Here is a 15,286-nt window from a genome sequence, read left to right as displayed (position 1 = left end):
GCGCTACAGAATGTAGCGCGACAGGTCTTCGTCGCGAGCCAGCCCGGACAGGCGCTCATCCACATAGGCTTTGTCGATGACCACGCTTTCGCCCTCGGAATCCGGTCCGCGGAAGGAAATCTCCTCAAGCAGCCGCTCCATCAGGGTATGCAGACGCCGCGCCCCGATGTTCTCGGTCTGTGCGTTAACCTCGGTGGCGATCTCGGCGATGCGACGCACGCCATCGTCCTGAAAGCTCAGGGTCACGCCCTCGGTGCCCATCAGCGCGGTGTACTGTGCGGTCAGGGCGAAGTCCGGTTCGGTCAGGATGCGGGTAAAGTCGTCGGCGGTTAGCGCGTTGAGTTCGACCCGGATCGGCAAACGCCCCTGCAACTCGGGGATCAAATCCGAAGGCTTGGCCAGGTGAAAAGCGCCGGATGCCACGAACAGCATGTGATCAGTGCGCACGGTGCCGTACTTGGTGGTCACGGTGCAGCCTTCGACCAGCGGCAGCAGATCACGTTGCACACCCTCGCGGGAGACATCGCCACCGACCACTTCGCCACGCTTGCAGACCTTGTCGATCTCGTCGATGAACACGATCCCGTTCTGCTCAGCGGCTTCCAGCGCTGCGGCCTTGATCTTCTCCTCATCCAGCAGCTTGGCCGCTTCTTCATCGATGAGCAGACGCAAGCCATCCTTGACCTTGAGCTTGCGGCGGCGTGAGCGCTGCTGCCCCATGTTGGAGAACATGTTCTGGATCTGGCTGGTCATCTCTTCCATGCCAGGCGGGCCCATGATCTCGACCCCGACCGGGCGGTTGGCCACATCCAGTTCGATCTCGCGATCATCCAGCTGACCTTCGCGCAACTTCTTGCGGAAAATCTGCCGCGTCTTGTCCTGTTCGGCGCTGTTCTGGCTGTCCGGCTCGTGGTTCTGCGCGCGCGGCAACAGCACGTCGAGGATGCGCTCTTCAGCGGCCAATTCGGCCTTGGGCCGGGCCCGCGCCATTTCCTGCTCACGCACCATCTTGACTGCGGTATCGGCCAGGTCCTTGACGATGGAGTCGACCTCACGACCGACATAGCCAACCTCGGTGAATTTGGTCGCCTCGACCTTGATGAACGGCGCATTGGCAAGCCGTGCCAGGCGCCGCGCGATCTCGGTTTTGCCCACCCCGGTCGGCCCGATCATGAGGATGTTCTTAGGCGTGATCTCGTTGGCCAGCGCATCATCCAGGCGACGTCGCCGCCAGCGGTTGCGCAGTGCCACGGCGACCGCACGCTTGGCCTCGCTCTGGCCAATGATGTGCTTATCCAGTTCCTGCACGATCTCGCGCGGCGTCATCATCGATTCGTCACGAACCTCACTCATGGGAGCCCTCCGACCGGGCGCCGTCAAGCACTTCCACAGTCAGGTTGTTGTTGGTGTAAATGCAGATATCGCCGGCGATGCCGAGCGCTTCGCGCACGATCTTTTCAGCCGGCAGATCGGTGTTGCGGCACAGCGCCAGCGCTGCGGCCTGGGCAAAACTGCCGCCGCTGCCGATGGCCATGACTTCGTTTTCCGGTTCCATCACGTCACCGGTGCCGGAAATCATCAGGGTGGCTTCTGTGTCCGCCACGATCAGCATCGCTTCCAGACGCCGCAAGGCCCGGTCGGTGCGCCAGTCCTTGGCCATGTCGACCGCGGCGCGAACCAGATTGCCGCTGTGCGTTTCCAGCTTGGCCTCGAAGCGTTCGAACAGCGTGAAGGCATCGGCCGTGCCACCGGCAAAGCCGGCCAGCACCTTGTTGTGATAGAGCCGGCGCACCTTGCGCGCATTGCCCTTGATCAGCGTGTTGCCCAGCGTGACCTGCCCGTCCCCGGCCAGGGCCACCTGGCTGCCGCGTCGAACGCAGCAGATCGTGGTTCCGCGGAATTGCTCCAAAACGCCATCCTGCTTGCAAAGAGAATTGAATGTGAGGGCGACGGCCGCGCGTTCAAGTCACCCGCTTATTGCGACCGTCTGTCAGCGTGTCGGTTCGCCCGCAGGGGCAGGCCATCAGGGTTTTCGGCGTGCCCGCGGATGTGCCGCATCGTAGGCCCGGGCCAGATGCTGATAGTCCAGCCGGGTGTATATCTGCGTGGTGCTCAGATTGGCATGGCCGAGCAATTCCTGAACCCCACGCAGATCGCCGCCGGATTGCAGCAAATGGCTGGCGAAGGAATGCCTGAGCATATGCGGATGCAGGTGTTGCCCCAGGCCCAACCGCTGGCCCCACACCTCCATGCGCTGCTGGATGGCACGCGGCGATAGACGTCCGCCACGTTTGCTTACGAACAGTGCAGTCTCGGCCGGATCCGCCAGTTCGCCGCGCACGGCCAGCCAGTCGCGAATCGCTCTCATGGCGGTTTCACCAACCGCAATCATGCGCGTCTTGCCGCCCTTTCCAGTCACCTGCCAGCTGCGCCCTCGCTCAACCGTGGCGCAATCCAGGGCGGCCAGCTCAGCCAGACGCAAACCGCTGGAATAGAACAGCTCAAGCACGGCCCGATCGCGCAGGGCCAGAGCATCATCACGCGGCATGTTGTCGAGAAAATGGCTCAGCCGATCCACCTCCAGCGCCTTGGGCAAGGGCCGGGCTTTTTTTGGCGCGCGCACGCCATCGGCCGGGTTGTGCGCCAGCACACCCTCATTGACCAGATAGGCCAGAAAGCTACGCAAGGCGGAGAGCTTGCGCTGAATCGTAGCCGGGCTGCGCTTTTGGCGGTGCTGATCAGCCAGCCAGGCGCGCACCTGAGCCTGATCCCAGGCGGCCTCGTCGCGCCCGCAGGCACGCGCATGCGCCACAAACTCGTCCAGATCGCGGCGATAGGCTTTGAGCGTCAACGCCGAATAGCGCCGCTCATGGGTCAGGTGGGCGAGGAAACGCTCAAGCGTCGCGCTGGCCATGAAAGCGCAGAGCCGCCGCGCACAGGTTGGCTGTCATTTCCAGAAACAGCTTGCCCATGTTCGGTGTAAAGCGATCCGGGTCGGTGCTGCCCAGCGCGAGCAGGCCCAGACAGTCGGCCCGGTCGAGCGGCACCAGCGCAACCGACTGCAACTCCTCGTGATCACCAAACATCAGTTCACGCAGGGGCGCATCAATGCGATCGCAGACCACCTGCCCCTGACGGAAAAAGTCTTTCAGCGCTTCCGGCAGGGCATCGCGCTGCAGCGCGATCACACCGTTGTCGCTGTCGGGCTTGGTGTCGAACAAGGCCACGCGAACCGCCTCGACCGAAAATGCGTTGTGCAGCACGCTGCTCAATCCGGCCACCACGCTGGCCAGGCTGTCGGCACGGATCAGGGCCTCGGCCAGCTGATTCATGCTTTTAACGCGCTGCTCGTTGTCCCGCGCGGTGTGCAGCAATTCGTCCAGACGCTGATTGAGGCGCTGGTTGTTGTCGCGCAGCACACGCACCTGACGCTCGATCAAGGACACCGCACCGCCGCTGCCGTGGCGTATTGGCATTTCGGCCAGCACCTCGGCGTGACGAATGAAGAAATCCGGCGTGCGCGCCAGAAAGTCCAGCATGGCCTTTTCTTCGTCCTCGGACGGCGGAACCGGGAGTACTTCCGGTCGCGTCATAACTCAATCTCCCCTTCGAAAACCCACGTAGCCGGGCCTTCCATGAAAACATTCTGGCCTTCATCCCAGGCGATACGCAATTGCCCGCCAGGCAGGTCGACCCGCACCCGCGCTTCGGTGTGCCCCCACACCCGTTGTATCACCGCGGCCGCACAGGCGCCGCTGCCACAGGCCGGCGTTTCGCCCACACCGCGCTCAAAGACCCGCAAACGCAGGTGATCCGCGGCCACACGCTCGACAAAACCGACATTCACGCCCTCAGGAAAAGCCGCGTGACGGGTCAACGCCTCACCCCACTGCTGCACCGGAGCACGTGCCACGTCATCGACCTCGATGACGAAATGCGGATTGCCCACACTGACCGCGCCACCGCTGACCATGCCCACCGGGCTGTCCAGGGTGTAGCGCTCCGCCTGCGCCGGCACATCCAATGGAATACGCGCCGGCTGAAATTCGGGTCGCGACAGCTCGGCACGCACCCAGTCCTGTTCCAGCAATTCAAGATTCATGCGGGTGGTGCGCGTGGCCACCTGAATGGCGCGCGCCGTGGACAGGCCCTGACGCTCGACAAAGCGCGCCAGACAGCGCGCACCGTTGCCGCACTGGCCGACTTCACTGCCATCGCAGTTGAAAATGCGATAACCGAAATCCGCCTGCGCATCAGGCGCCGGATCAACCACCAGAATCTGATCGCAACCCACCCCGAAACGGCGGTCACCCAGCTTGCGGCACTGTGCAGCCGTCAGCGTCAGCGGGGTCGACACACCGTCGAGCACGACAAAGTCGTTGCCCAGTGCCTGCATCTTGGCGAAAGGGAGCTTCATGATCGATCCTGGTAAGTTCTGAGCTATTTTCTCATGATTGGCGCCACTTTGAGATGACCAGCCCGATGACCACGATTCACGGCGGATGCCATTGCGGCGCCGTGCGCTACCGCGCCGAGCTGAGCGAGCCGCTTGAAGCGCTGCGCTGCAACTGTTCGATCTGCGCAGCCTGCGGTTTTGTCCACCTCATTGTCGCGGCGCGCAACTTCACCCTGCTGACCGACCCGGCGGCGCTCAGCGAATACCGTTTCAACAGCGGCGTCGCCCGCCATTTGTTCTGCGCGCAGTGCGGGATCAAGTCGTATTACGTGCCGCGCTCCAACCCCGACGGTATCAGCCTCAATCTGAACTGCATCGAGGAACGTGGACAGCTTGATGTGCGCATCAGCGACTTCGATGGACAGAACTGGGAAGCACACGCCGCGTCGTTGCAGCACCTGTCGGCCTAGCGCGCGTCCTGGCTCAGGCAGTTGCGCTGGAACTGGCGCGGCGACACGCCTGTCAGCGCCCGGAAGGCGCGGGAGAAATGCGCCGCATCGGAATAGCCGAGTTCGAAAGCCACATCGGTGACACGCCCGCCCTCGGCCAGGCGTTGTTCGGCGCGCCGCCGAATCACCGTGTTGAGCACGCTGCGAAAAGCCACACCATGGGCACTCAGATGGCGCTGCAATGAGCGCGCGGACAACCCGATGTGCCGGCTGACCCAGTCGATCGTGGCGGTCCCTTCGAGCACGGCCAGATCAACCACCTGGGTGATGCAGGCCACGATGTCATCCTCACCGGGAATCGGCGCAACCTGCGGCCAGGTCGCCACGCCGAGCTGCGGGCGCGTGCGCGCCAGCAGCGCCGCGGGAAACACCACCGAGGCAAGCTCGCCACGCACCAGGTCGCAGCTCAGCAGCGCCTGTGCGACGCGCCGCTGGGCCTCGCTGGCGTCACGACTCTGCACGTAGTGCGGCGTCCAGTCCGGCCCCGCGTAACGGCGCAGCAGGTCCAGCATGTAGCCATAGGCCAGCAACTCGTTGCTGTTGCGCCCCACATCAACCGGGGTGGTGACCTGATAGCTCCAGTGCGCCCACGGACCGGTGAGTGTCAGCGTCATCGCGGTGCCGGCCTGCAGGCCGGTGCTGATGCTGCGGTTGGCAGCGGCAATCGCATCGCCCAGCGTTGGCGCCGACAGCACGGCACTGCCAAACGCGCCGAGGCCCGCCAGGCCGCCCTGCGTGGAAAGCCGCAGCGCCAACACCGGATCATCCAGCTCACGCGAGGCACCATCGACGATGCGCAGCTGATCCTTGAGCAGCAAGGTGCGTTCGGGCTCGTAAGCCAGACGCAGGGGCACGTCGGCCCGCTTGAAAACGCGCTCCAGACTGCCACCTGCACGCCTCACCACATCCGCAATCGGCCCCATCGAGCGGGCCTTGGTCATGGCGGTACTGGCGCCAGCATGCTTGGACTCGGACATCACACGACACCCCGCAATGCGACGAAGCGGCCATTGTGACCCATCTCCCGGCGCGCCCAAACCGGCTGGCGCGAAATGGCAGGCCCGCCGCTCGCGCCCCTCCTAGAGTACAAGGCGCCCGACCGGGCATGCATTCATCAAAGGAGACTCAAACCATGCAGGAACTGCTCGAAACCGTATCCCGACTGACCCCTTACCCGGTGTCGGAAATCAAATGGCACCGCCTGTTCGAGCCGGAAGCCCTGGGCTACCGCGTCGACTATTGGGTGGCGCCGCTGGGCACCGACCAGGCTGCGGGCAGGGCCGACTTTCTGGTCAAGTGGGAGCCGGACTGCTACTGCCATTTCCACCGTCATACCGGTGCAACCACGGTTCAGGTGCTGCAGGGCGAGCACCACGTGATCGAGGAGAGCGACACCGAAACGGTGCACAAAATTCGCAAGCCGGGCCACGTGGCGAAAAACCCGCCCGGTGATCTGCACATGGAATATGGTGGCCCGCAGGGCTCGATGCTGTTTTTCAGCATGCAGACCGATGACGGCATTCTGTTCGAGTTCGTGGACCGCAACAGCGGCGCCATCCTGCGTGAGGTCAGCGTCGACGATTTCACCAACAGCCACTTCTGAGCAGCACCACGCGGCTGACCCCAGGGCCAGCGGGTCAGCCGTGCCTGGACACCCTCAGGCCGTCAGGGGCAAGGCATAATTGTGCTTTTGCCCTCGCCCGACACCAGCATGACGGACGCACCGCCATCCACAGACACGGCCAAAGTCTTACGCTGGCGCGATGCCGAGCAGGCCAGCGTACGCGCCTTGCTCGGCACATTCGGTCTGAGCGTGGAATCCGTCGCCGATGGCCAGGACATCCCGGCCAGCTACTGGGGCGACGATGAAGCCGGCCTGATCGGCGCGCGGGTCATGGTGCGTGGCGACACGCCGCTGCATTCGCTGCTGCATGAAGCCTGCCATGCCATCTGCATGGGCGCGCAGCGCCGCGCCACCCTGCACACCGATGCCGGCGGCGATGATGCTGAAGAGAACGCCGTGTGCTATCTGCAGATCGTGCTGGCCGGGCGCATACCCGGCTTTGGCCGCCGGCGCTGCTGTGCCGACATGGATGCCTGGGGCTACAGCTTTCGCCTGGGTTCGGCACAGCGCTGGTTCGAACACGATGCCGCGGATGCCCAGGCCTGGTTGGCCGAGCGCGGCCTGCCCTGCGCATAAGGCTCAGCGCAGGGTCACCAACTCTTCCGATGCGGTCGGGTGGATGGCGATGGTGTCATCCAGATCACGCTTGCGCGCCCCCATCTTCACCGCCACGGCAAAGCCCTGCAGCATCTCGTCACTGCCCGGGCCAATGCTGTGCAAACCCACCACCCGCTCATCATCACCGACCACCACCAACTTCACGGCACTGGGTTGCTTGTGGGTCAGCAAGGCGTTGTGCAGGGCCTTGAACTCAGCGCTGTAAACCTTGACCGCGTCGCCGTAGCGCTCTCGCGCCTGCGCTTCACTCAGGCCCACGGTACCGATCGGCGGATGGCTGAACACCACGGTCGGCACACAATCATGGTCAAGCTTGGCCTCGCTCTGGCCACCGAACAGGCGGTCGGACAAACGCCGCCCGGCCTGAATGGCCACCGGGGTCAGGGCCGGCGCCGAGGTCACGTCACCGACCGCGTAAACCTGCGGCTGGCTGGTTTGCTGCCATTCATCAACCGCAATGTGGCCGCCGGCATCCAGCGCCAACTCGGCCTGCTCCAGGCCATCCAGATTGGGCCTGCGACCGGTCGCCCAGATCAGGCTGTCGACCTCCAGATCGTCACCGCTGGACAGCGTCACGCGCACGCCGTCAGCGGCCGGACTCAAGGCCTGCGGCGAGGTCTGCAGATGCAGGTTGATGCCACTTTCCTGCATGTACGGCGTCAGCGTGTGCGACAGAATGTCATCGAAATGACGCAGCACATGGTCGCCGCGCACCAGCAGGTGCACCTCGCTGCCCAGTGCCCGTAGCACCCCGGCCAGCTCCACCGCGATATAGCCCGCGCCAACCAGCGCAACCCGCTGCGGGCGCTGGGTCAGGGCAAAGAATCCATCCGAGGTGATACCCAGCTCGGCTCCGGGCAGATCCGGCACACTAGGCTTGCCACCGGTGGCGATCAGCACATGCTCGCCGCCAATCCGTTGTCCGTCGACCTCAACCTCGTGCGGATTCACAAAACGCGCCTGACCACGGTAGATGTCCACCGCATCTTTGTTCAGATTGTTTTCGTAAATGCCGTTGAGGCGCCGCAGATAGGCTTCGCGGTCGGCCACCAGCCTGGCCCAGTCATGGCTAGGCTGCAGCGGCGCGAAACCATAGCCCGGCGCATCCTCAAGCGCATGGGCAAGCTGCCCGGCGTGCCACATCAGCTTCTTGGGCACACAGCCCACATTGACGCAGGTGCCACCCAGTTGCGCAGCTTCCACCACCGCCACGCGAGCCCCGTACTGAGCCGCCCGCCGGGCGCTGGCGATACCGCCGCTGCCGCCACCGATAACCAGATAATCGTATTTCATAAATTCACATTCGCTGTGCAGTCACAGTGCTAGACTTCAGGCCTTTCCATCCACCGGGGATATTGGCATGGAAGAGGGAGCCAGCAACATTTCGACCTTCGTATTCTGGGGATTGATCGCCGCCGCCGTGGTGTACGCCGTGGTGATCTACAACAATCTGGTCAGTTTAAAGCACGCCGTCTCCAAAGCCTGGAGCAACATCGACGTGCTGCTCAAGCAGCGCCATGACGAACTGCCCAAACTGGTTGAAACCTGTCGCCAGTACAAAGACTTTGAGCAGGAAACCCTGGAAAAGGTCATGCAGGCACGCGCCGATGCACAGAACGCCCGGCAACGCGGCGATGTGAAAGGTGTGGGGCAAGCGGAAAGCGCCATGCGTCTGGGCCTGGGCAACCTGTTTGCCGTCGCCGAAGCCTACCCGGAACTCAAGGCGGACCAGGCCTTCCAGCAGCTGCAGGGCCGCATCACCGGCCTGGAGAATTCGATCGCCGATCGGCGTGAGTTCTACAACGAAAGCGTCAACCTGAACAATGTCCGCATCGAGCAGTTCCCGGACGTCATCATTGCGCGCATGCTGGGCTTCAAATCAGCTGATCTGCTCGAGTTCTCGCAAAGCGAAACGGCCGACGTCAACATCCGTTCGCTGTTCTCCTCCTAGAGGGCTTATCACCGCCCGATGAACCTCACAGAGCTGAGCCACCAAGTCCAGCTGCTGGAGCCCGACGAATTCTGGATCAGCACCGGCGTGCTGGCGCTGCTCTCCCTGATCGGCGCGGTCATGGCCTGGCTGAAGCTGCTCAAGGGACGCCAGATCCAGGACACGCCGACGTCGAAAATTCGCTCGGCCGCGCAGGGCTATGTCGAACTCGAAGGCATCGCGCGCATGCTGCCGGGCGACCCGGTGGTGTCACCGCTCAGCGGCCAGCAGTGCTGCTGGTGGAAATACGCGGTCGAGGAAAAACGCACCACCTACAGCAATGGCCGGCGCAACACGCGCTGGGCAACCATCGAATCGGCGTGCAGCGACGACCTCTTCCAGCTCGTCGACGAAACCGGCGACTGCGTGGTCGATCCCGACGGCGCCAGCATCATCCCCAATCAGCGCGTGCGCTGGTACGGCTCATCGCGACGGCCTCCGAGAAAGCCGGACAAAAGCCCGTTCTTCGGGCTTGGCTCATACCGCTACACCGAGCAGACCATCAGCATCGGCAGCCCGCTGTATGCGCTGGGCTGGTTTCGCACCCAGGGTGGCATCGCACACAGTTTTGACGACCGCAGCGCGGTGCGCGAATTGCTGGCGGAATGGAAGGCCGACCAGGCCCGACTGCTGCGCGAATTCGACAGCAACGGCGATGGCCAGATTGATATGCAGGAATGGGCCGCAGTGCGCGAAAAAGCCGTTCAGCAGGTGCGCCAGCGCCAGCTGGAAACGGCCATCGACCCGGATATTCATATACTGTGCCGCCCGCCGCACCGACGCCGCTTTTTGCTGTCTACCGTGGCCCAGCATGATTTGATCCGCCAGGCACGCTGGTACGTGATCGCTGGCATGACCCTGTTCCTGGGCTGCGGCGCCGCCGCAGTTTGGCTGGCCACCGCGCGTGGCGTCATTTGAACGAAGATTTTTTATGGCTGATGCACAAAACCCCCTACTCGACTGGCAGGGCCCGACCCCACCGTGGGATGCGATCCAACCGCAGCACCTCGAACCGGCGGTTGATCAGGTCATCGCCGATAACCGTGCACTGATCGAGCAGGTCACCGCACAGACCACGCACGACTGGGACAACACCGTGCGCGCGATGGAAGCGGCGGACAATCGCCTGCACAAAGCCTTTCAGCCGGGCTCGCACCTGCATTCGGTGTGCAACACCAGCGAATGGCGAGCCGCCTATGAAGCCTGCCTGCCCAAGCTGACCGCCTACAGCAGCGAGGTGGGCCAGAACGCTGCCCTGTTCGCCGCCTATCGCGCAGTCAGCCAACAGGACGGGCTCGATCAGGCACAGCGCCAGCTGCTGGATCATGCCCTGCGCGATTTCAAATTGTCCGGCGTGGCCCTGCAAGACACCGCCAAGCAGCGTTACCGCGAGATCCAGCTGCGCCTGGCCGAGCTGACCAATCATTTCGAGCGCAATCTGCTCGACGCCACCGACGCCTGGCAGCACCATGTCAGCGACGAGGCCGAGCTGGCCGGCCTGCCCGATTCGGCACGCCGCATGGCGGCCGGCAAGGCCCGCGAGAAAAACCTGGAAGGCTGGCTGTTCGGGCTGGACTTCCCCAGCTTCGATGCCGTCATCACTTACGCCGACAACCGGGATTGGCGCGAAACCGTCTACCGCGCCTACAGCACCCGGGCCTCCGATCAGGGCGAGGCTGCGGGCCACGACCCGAGCAAGGACAACGCGCCGCTGATGCGCGAGATTCTGGCCTTGCGCGCCGAAGAGGCCGAACTGCTCAGCTTCGCCAACTACGCCGAGCTCTCGTTGGCCAGCAAGATGGCCGAAAGCCCGGCCCAGGTTGAAAGCTTTCTGCTCGACATGGCCGCCAAAGCGCGACCGGCGGCCCAGCGCGAACTGGCCCGGCTCAGCGCCTTTGCCCAGGAACTGGGTGGCCCGAGCGAGCTGCAACCCTGGGACATCGCTTACTACTCAGAAAAGCTCAAAACCCGCCTGTTTGGCCTGGAAGACGAAGCGCTCAAGCCCTACTTCGCCCTGCCCAATGTGCTGGAAGGTATGTTCAGCGCCGCGCAGAAGTTGTTCCGGGTGAGTTTCCAGGAGCAGGATCTGGCGGTGTGGCACCCCCATGTGCGCGCCTTTGAGGTGCGCAACGAAGCAGGTGAGCTGATCGCCTGGTTCTATCTCGACCCCTATGCACGCGAGCAGAAACGCGGCGGCGCCTGGATGAATGACATGGCCGGCCGCATGCGCACCAGCGACGGCACGCAGCTGCCGATCGCCACGCTGACCTGCAACTCCGCGCCGCCCAGCGATGGCCGCCCGGCCCTGCTCACGCATGATGATGCGGTGACCCTGTTCCATGAATTCGGCCACGGTCTGCAGCACATGCTGACCCAGGTCGATCACTTGGGCGTGGCCGGCATCAACGGCGTGCCCTGGGATGCGGTCGAGCTGCCCAGCCAGTTCATGGAGAACTGGTGCTGGGAGGCCGAGTCGCTGCGCGAGTTCGCCCATCATTATGAAACCGGCGAACCCATCCCGGTCGACTGGATTGACCAGATTCGCGCCTCACGCACCTTCCACGCGGGCCTGGGCGCCATCCGCCAAATCGAGTTCGCACTGTTCGACCTGCGCCTGCACAACCGTCGCGATGAGGTCGACGTGCAAGCCCTGTTGCAGAGCGTGCGTGAGCAGGTCGCGGTGCTTCAGCCGCCAGCCTGGAACCGCTTCGCCAACAGCTTCTCGCACATCTTCGCCGGCGGCTACGCGGCCGGTTACTACAGCTACAAGTGGGCCGAAGTGCTGGCCGCCGACGCCTTCGAAGCGTTCCGCGAGAACGGCATCTTCGACCCAGCCACCGGCCTGCGCTTCCGTCAATGCATTCTGGAAACCGGCGGCAGCGAAGACGCCATGGCGCTGTTCAAACGCTTCCGTGGGCGCGAACCCAGCGTCGATGCACTGTTGCGCCAGGATGGCCTGCTCGAAGCCTCAGCCAGCTGACGTCAGCCGGAGCCCACTCTGAATTGAGCGCCGGGCGTGCCCAGCCGTGCAAGCTTGCCCAGCCTCCCACCATCGACCACAAGCCTTCACCATGAAAATCGCCACCTGGAACGTCAATTCGCTGAAAGTCCGCCTGCCCCACCTGCTCGAGTGGCTGGCCGAGGCCCAACCGGACGTGGTCGGACTGCAGGAGACCAAACTGCAGAACGAGAACTTTCCGGCCGACGCCTTGCGTGAGGCCGGCTACGAAGTGGCGTTTCACGGCCAGAAAACTTACAACGGCGTCGCGCTAATCGCGCGCAGCCAGCCGCAGGATGTGTGGACCGGTCTGTCCGATGGGCAAGCCCGTGTGATCACCGGCAGCGTTGATGGCGTGCGCATCATCTGCGCCTACGTGGTCAATGGTCAGGCCGTCGGCTCGGAAAAATTCGCCTACAAGATGTCCTGGCTTCAAGAACTCAAGCAGCGCCTCAGCGATGAGCTGCAGCAGCATGAACAGCTGGTGCTGATGGGCGACTTCAACATCGCACCACGGCCTTGCGACACCCACGACCCGGAACAATGGGAAGGCAAGATTCTGTGCTCGGACGAGGAGCGCGCCGCGCTGACAGAACTGCTGGATCTGGGCCTGGTCGACCCCTGGACGCGCTTTGATCACGGCGACGAAAGTGCCGCCGACAACAAGGACCGCTTCACCTGGTGGGATTACCGCGCCGCCGGCTTTCGCCGCAATCTGGGGCTGCGTATCGACCACACCCTGATCACGCCAGCGCTGGACGCACGCTGCACCGATTGTCGGGTTGATCTGGCGCCGCGTCGCCTTGAGCGCCCCTCAGACCATGCGCCGGTGGTGGTCACGCTGGATTGATCGCTCAATCCAGCGGCATGATTTTCACATCGTCACCGCGATAAGAACCGAGACTAGCGGTGGCATGCTGGTGAATCTCCACCGGGCGCTCGAACACCGATTCACCGGCCACGACAACATCCTGGCCCAGCACGATCACCACCCGCTTGGCGAGCTTGCGATTGTTGCCGGTATCCTCCACATGCAGCCCGCCATCGACACGCGTACCGTCACGCAAATCGATCCGCCCGTGGACCGTCTCAACGCTGCCGCGAACGGTCGCTGCAGTGGCCGTCAAGGCGCCGTTGACGGTGCTGATGTCACCGCCGATGCGCACCTCGGCAAGCAGTTCGATGTCGCCGTTCACGACTTCGATGTCGTCACCGATGGTACTGCCCGCACCGACATGCATGCGGCCATTGACCGACTCAATGCTTTCAATGCGGCAGCGCTGGCCAATCCGGATATCACCGTTCACCGAGGTCACCGACTCCGCCACGCTGGTATCACCGATGTCGATGTTGCCGTTCACCGATGACACGTCCTCGACAAAGCTGCCCGCCGGCAGAGTGATGTCACGGTTGACCGAATTGCGGTCGGCATCGCGCGGCTGGTCGTAACGGGCCTCGCCGGCATTGACCACCAGCACACAGGAACTCAGTGCCACGCACGCAGCCACAGCAGACATTTTCACAAACAGGTTCATGACGCACTCCGATAGATAAGTTTCATACCGACCTATCAAGCCTCATGCCAACATGTAAGCTCCTGTTTTTATTGAATTCACCCACGAAGAAATGAACATCGCGGGTGCTTTTCACCGATTAATGGTGTTTTTCACACCTGCTTCACCGCGAATCGCTGGATGCATCGGATGAAACGTAGGCTGCGCCAGCGGGCAGCGGCGCACCCCGCAACACCCGCCAGAACTCGGGAAATTCGATCACCAGCGTCGCCAGCACGCCAAGCCCGCTGAAAACCAGCGCCAGCGTGGAGGCCAGATGACCATGAGGCAGCCACAGGATCAGGGCCAGCACGACCAGACCGCTGGCCACAAAGCCGCCCAGACTCATGGCGCAGAACTGACGCGCACTGTTCACCGACGTATCGAAACGAAACAGAAACGGACTGGCCAGCAGACTGTCAGGGAAATGAACGCGCGCCCGCAGCAATCGCGCGCCCAGCAGGTGACCCCATTCATGCACCAGAAAGCCACACAGCACGGTCATCGCGGCCACCAGCACACTGATCACCACAGACGCACCACCACCCGCCGCAGGCAAAGCCCAGTGCCAGGCGGCCAGGGTGACCGCCAGCACCAGAGCATCTCGCCCGGCCAGTTTCGCAGCGCGCACGGTCGCAAGACCTAGGCGCGGCGCGGCGGCAAGGGCACCAGCCCCGAAACCTGACGCATATGCTCTGCGTAGGCCGGGCGGCGCTGCATGCTGCGTTTGTCCATCATCGGAATGCTCACAAACACGAACATCACCGTCATCGACAAGGCCCCCGGCACCAGCCACCACCAGGACTGTGGCGACACCACCAGGCCAAACAGCATCAGCCCCCACCAGAACGCGACCTCACCGAAATAATTCGGGTGACGCGACCACGCCCACAAGCCTTCATTGATGATGCCGCCGGGCTGCCGCCGGCGCAGGTAAGCATGCAGCTGCAAATCCGCGAACATCTCGATCAGGATGGCGCCAAAGGTCAGCGCAAACGCCACGGCATCCAGCCAGCCCAGCGGACCTGTGCCGAAGCGCATCACCGCGTAAACCGGCAAACAGCCGAGGAAAACCTGCACGGTGGGAAAGACGTGAATGCCCCCAAGATCGGCCCACATGGCCGCCTTGCCGGCGCCCTCACGGACCATGGGGTAGCGCCAGTCCTCGTGATGCAGACCGGGCCAGTTGACGGTCCAGTTGGCGGTCAGCCGGATCGCCCAGAACCACACCAAGCCCATCACCAGCCAGGCCCGTGCGCTCTCCATCGCTGCCGGGTAGCTGTACATCCAGTACACCGCCAGCAAGGGCGGAATAACGCTCCAGTAAGGGTCGTACATGCTGGAATTTCGTAAGCCGCGACTGAAGCCGAAAATCACAACCGTGGCCGCAATGTCTGCGGCGAAGGCGTCCCACGGCGCCGGCCACGGCACCACGTAGAGCACCCCCAACGCAGCCGCAACGCACGCGACATAGGCCACAAAAACCCAACCGAGATCACGACAATTCGGCATGGACATCTCCTCATTTATCTTGGTTTTAAGGAGATCATCTTACAAAATCATGCAAGCCTCGCGCGACACCTGCGCATGATTTGTAT

Annotated in this window: 17 protein-coding genes; 7 read left to right on the top strand and 10 right to left on the bottom strand. The window is 63.3% G+C overall.

Annotated elements, in window-relative coordinates; all coding sequences use genetic code 11:
* Positions 1-3: 3 nt before the first annotated feature.
* The 5 genes from hslU to dapF all read right to left on the bottom strand — a co-directional run bounded on the left by hslU (position 4) and on the right by dapF (position 4,417).
* Entirely contained in the window at positions 4-1,353 is a 1,350-nt protein-coding gene (gene hslU / locus ATO7_RS14650; RefSeq protein ID WP_240499492.1) for an ATP-dependent protease ATPase subunit HslU, read from the bottom strand.
* Entirely contained in the window at positions 1,346-1,909 is a 564-nt protein-coding gene (gene hslV, locus ATO7_RS14645) for an ATP-dependent protease subunit HslV (protein WP_083563046.1), read from the bottom strand. Before hslV ends, hslU begins: the two co-directional genes overlap by 8 nt.
* A 114-nt stretch (positions 1,910-2,023) precedes the next feature.
* Positions 2,024-2,914 carry a tyrosine recombinase XerC gene (gene xerC / locus ATO7_RS14640; protein WP_083563044.1) on the bottom strand — a complete coding sequence of 297 codons (891 nt, stop codon included), beginning with the start codon at positions 2,912-2,914 and terminating at the stop codon, positions 2,024-2,026.
* Complete coding sequence (locus ATO7_RS14635) at positions 2,895-3,593, bottom strand: DUF484 family protein (RefSeq protein ID WP_083563042.1); 699 nt, start codon at positions 3,591-3,593, stop codon at positions 2,895-2,897. The genes xerC and ATO7_RS14635 overlap by 20 nt, the downstream gene beginning before the upstream one ends.
* Positions 3,590-4,417, bottom strand: coding sequence for a diaminopimelate epimerase (gene dapF, locus ATO7_RS14630; protein ID WP_083563040.1), 828 nt, complete (start codon positions 4,415-4,417; stop codon positions 3,590-3,592). The genes ATO7_RS14635 and dapF overlap by 4 nt, the downstream gene beginning before the upstream one ends.
* Before the next feature lie 65 nt (positions 4,418-4,482).
* Here dapF and ATO7_RS14625 point away from each other — a divergent pair, with 65 nt between their 5' ends.
* Positions 4,483-4,866 carry a GFA family protein gene (locus tag ATO7_RS14625; RefSeq protein ID WP_169712870.1) on the top strand — a complete coding sequence of 128 codons (384 nt, stop codon included), beginning with the start codon at positions 4,483-4,485 and terminating at the stop codon, positions 4,864-4,866.
* Here the strand turns inward: ATO7_RS14625 and ATO7_RS14620 are convergent.
* Complete coding sequence (locus ATO7_RS14620; protein WP_083563036.1) at positions 4,863-5,882, bottom strand: AraC family transcriptional regulator; 1,020 nt, start codon at positions 5,880-5,882, stop codon at positions 4,863-4,865. The two genes, ATO7_RS14625 and ATO7_RS14620, sit on opposite strands and share 4 nt — an antisense overlap.
* 155 nt (positions 5,883-6,037) lie before the next feature.
* Between ATO7_RS14620 and ATO7_RS14615 the strand changes: the two genes are divergently transcribed.
* Both ATO7_RS14615 and ATO7_RS14610 read left to right on the top strand, forming a co-directional pair.
* A complete protein-coding gene (locus ATO7_RS14615; RefSeq protein WP_083563034.1) occupies positions 6,038-6,508 on the top strand; it encodes a hypothetical protein in 471 nt (156 codons plus the stop codon).
* Between the two features lie 108 nt (positions 6,509-6,616).
* Positions 6,617-7,105 carry a hypothetical protein gene (locus ATO7_RS14610; RefSeq protein ID WP_083563032.1) on the top strand — a complete coding sequence of 163 codons (489 nt, stop codon included), beginning with the start codon at positions 6,617-6,619 and terminating at the stop codon, positions 7,103-7,105.
* A 3-nt stretch (positions 7,106-7,108) separates the two neighbouring features.
* Here ATO7_RS14610 and gorA read toward each other — a convergent pair whose 3' ends face one another.
* Entirely contained in the window at positions 7,109-8,440 is a 1,332-nt protein-coding gene (gene gorA / locus ATO7_RS14605; RefSeq protein WP_083563030.1) for a glutathione-disulfide reductase, read from the bottom strand.
* Between the two features lie 67 nt (positions 8,441-8,507).
* Between gorA and ATO7_RS14600 the strand changes: the two genes are divergently transcribed.
* The 4 genes from ATO7_RS14600 to xth all read left to right on the top strand — a co-directional run bounded on the left by ATO7_RS14600 (position 8,508) and on the right by xth (position 12,985).
* Positions 8,508-9,098 (top strand): LemA family protein, encoded by a 591-nt coding sequence (locus tag ATO7_RS14600; RefSeq protein WP_083563028.1) that lies wholly within the window; start codon positions 8,508-8,510, stop codon positions 9,096-9,098.
* 18 nt (positions 9,099-9,116) lie between these two features.
* A complete protein-coding gene (locus ATO7_RS14595; RefSeq protein WP_083563026.1) occupies positions 9,117-10,055 on the top strand; it encodes a GIDE domain-containing protein in 939 nt (312 codons plus the stop codon).
* Positions 10,056-10,068: 13 nt separating this feature from the next.
* Positions 10,069-12,117, top strand: coding sequence for a M3 family metallopeptidase (locus ATO7_RS14590; protein WP_083563024.1), 2,049 nt, complete (start codon positions 10,069-10,071; stop codon positions 12,115-12,117).
* A 91-nt stretch (positions 12,118-12,208) separates the two neighbouring features.
* A complete protein-coding gene (xth, locus tag ATO7_RS14585) occupies positions 12,209-12,985 on the top strand; it encodes an exodeoxyribonuclease III (protein WP_083563022.1) in 777 nt (258 codons plus the stop codon).
* A 4-nt stretch (positions 12,986-12,989) separates the two neighbouring features.
* Here the strand turns inward: xth and ATO7_RS14580 are convergent, their stop codons facing one another.
* The 3 genes from ATO7_RS14580 to ATO7_RS14570 form a co-directional block, all read right to left on the bottom strand.
* Complete coding sequence (locus ATO7_RS14580) at positions 12,990-13,670, bottom strand: hypothetical protein (RefSeq protein ID WP_083563020.1); 681 nt, start codon at positions 13,668-13,670, stop codon at positions 12,990-12,992.
* A 142-nt stretch (positions 13,671-13,812) separates the two neighbouring features.
* A complete protein-coding gene (locus ATO7_RS14575; protein ID WP_146680382.1) occupies positions 13,813-14,319 on the bottom strand; it encodes a hypothetical protein in 507 nt (168 codons plus the stop codon).
* Between the two features lie 11 nt (positions 14,320-14,330).
* Entirely contained in the window at positions 14,331-15,200 is an 870-nt protein-coding gene (locus ATO7_RS14570; RefSeq protein ID WP_083563282.1) for a DUF1295 domain-containing protein, read from the bottom strand.
* Positions 15,201-15,286: the final 86 nt, after the last annotated feature.

Source organism: Oceanococcus atlanticus, assembly GCF_002088235.1.
GTDB lineage: Bacteria > Pseudomonadota > Gammaproteobacteria > Nevskiales > Oceanococcaceae > Oceanococcus > Oceanococcus atlanticus.
Note: the sequence above shows the minus strand (reverse complement) of the source record. Positions and strands in the feature narration are given on the sequence as shown.

Coding starts and splice junctions, on each gene's coding strand:
- ATO7_RS14570 (WP_083563282.1), bottom strand. CDS start 15,200: ATGCCGAATTGTCGTGATCTCGGTTGGGTTTTTGTGGCCTATGTCGCG.
- ATO7_RS14610 (WP_083563032.1), top strand. CDS start 6,617: ATGACGGACGCACCGCCATCCACAGACACGGCCAAAGTCTTACGCTGG.
- ATO7_RS14625 (WP_169712870.1), top strand. CDS start 4,483: ATGACCACGATTCACGGCGGATGCCATTGCGGCGCCGTGCGCTACCGC.
- ATO7_RS14590 (WP_083563024.1), top strand. CDS start 10,069: ATGGCTGATGCACAAAACCCCCTACTCGACTGGCAGGGCCCGACCCCA.
- ATO7_RS14635 (WP_083563042.1), bottom strand. CDS start 3,593: ATGACGCGACCGGAAGTACTCCCGGTTCCGCCGTCCGAGGACGAAGAA.
- xth (WP_083563022.1), top strand. CDS start 12,209: ATGAAAATCGCCACCTGGAACGTCAATTCGCTGAAAGTCCGCCTGCCC.
- ATO7_RS14580 (WP_083563020.1), bottom strand. CDS start 13,670: ATGAACCTGTTTGTGAAAATGTCTGCTGTGGCTGCGTGCGTGGCACTG.
- ATO7_RS14600 (WP_083563028.1), top strand. CDS start 8,508: ATGGAAGAGGGAGCCAGCAACATTTCGACCTTCGTATTCTGGGGATTG.
- dapF (WP_083563040.1), bottom strand. CDS start 4,417: ATGAAGCTCCCTTTCGCCAAGATGCAGGCACTGGGCAACGACTTTGTC.
- ATO7_RS14615 (WP_083563034.1), top strand. CDS start 6,038: ATGCAGGAACTGCTCGAAACCGTATCCCGACTGACCCCTTACCCGGTG.
- xerC (WP_083563044.1), bottom strand. CDS start 2,914: ATGGCCAGCGCGACGCTTGAGCGTTTCCTCGCCCACCTGACCCATGAG.
- ATO7_RS14620 (WP_083563036.1), bottom strand. CDS start 5,882: ATGTCCGAGTCCAAGCATGCTGGCGCCAGTACCGCCATGACCAAGGCC.
- ATO7_RS14595 (WP_083563026.1), top strand. CDS start 9,117: ATGAACCTCACAGAGCTGAGCCACCAAGTCCAGCTGCTGGAGCCCGAC.
- gorA (WP_083563030.1), bottom strand. CDS start 8,440: ATGAAATACGATTATCTGGTTATCGGTGGCGGCAGCGGCGGTATCGCC.
- hslU (WP_240499492.1), bottom strand. CDS start 1,353: ATGAGTGAGGTTCGTGACGAATCGATGATGACGCCGCGCGAGATCGTG.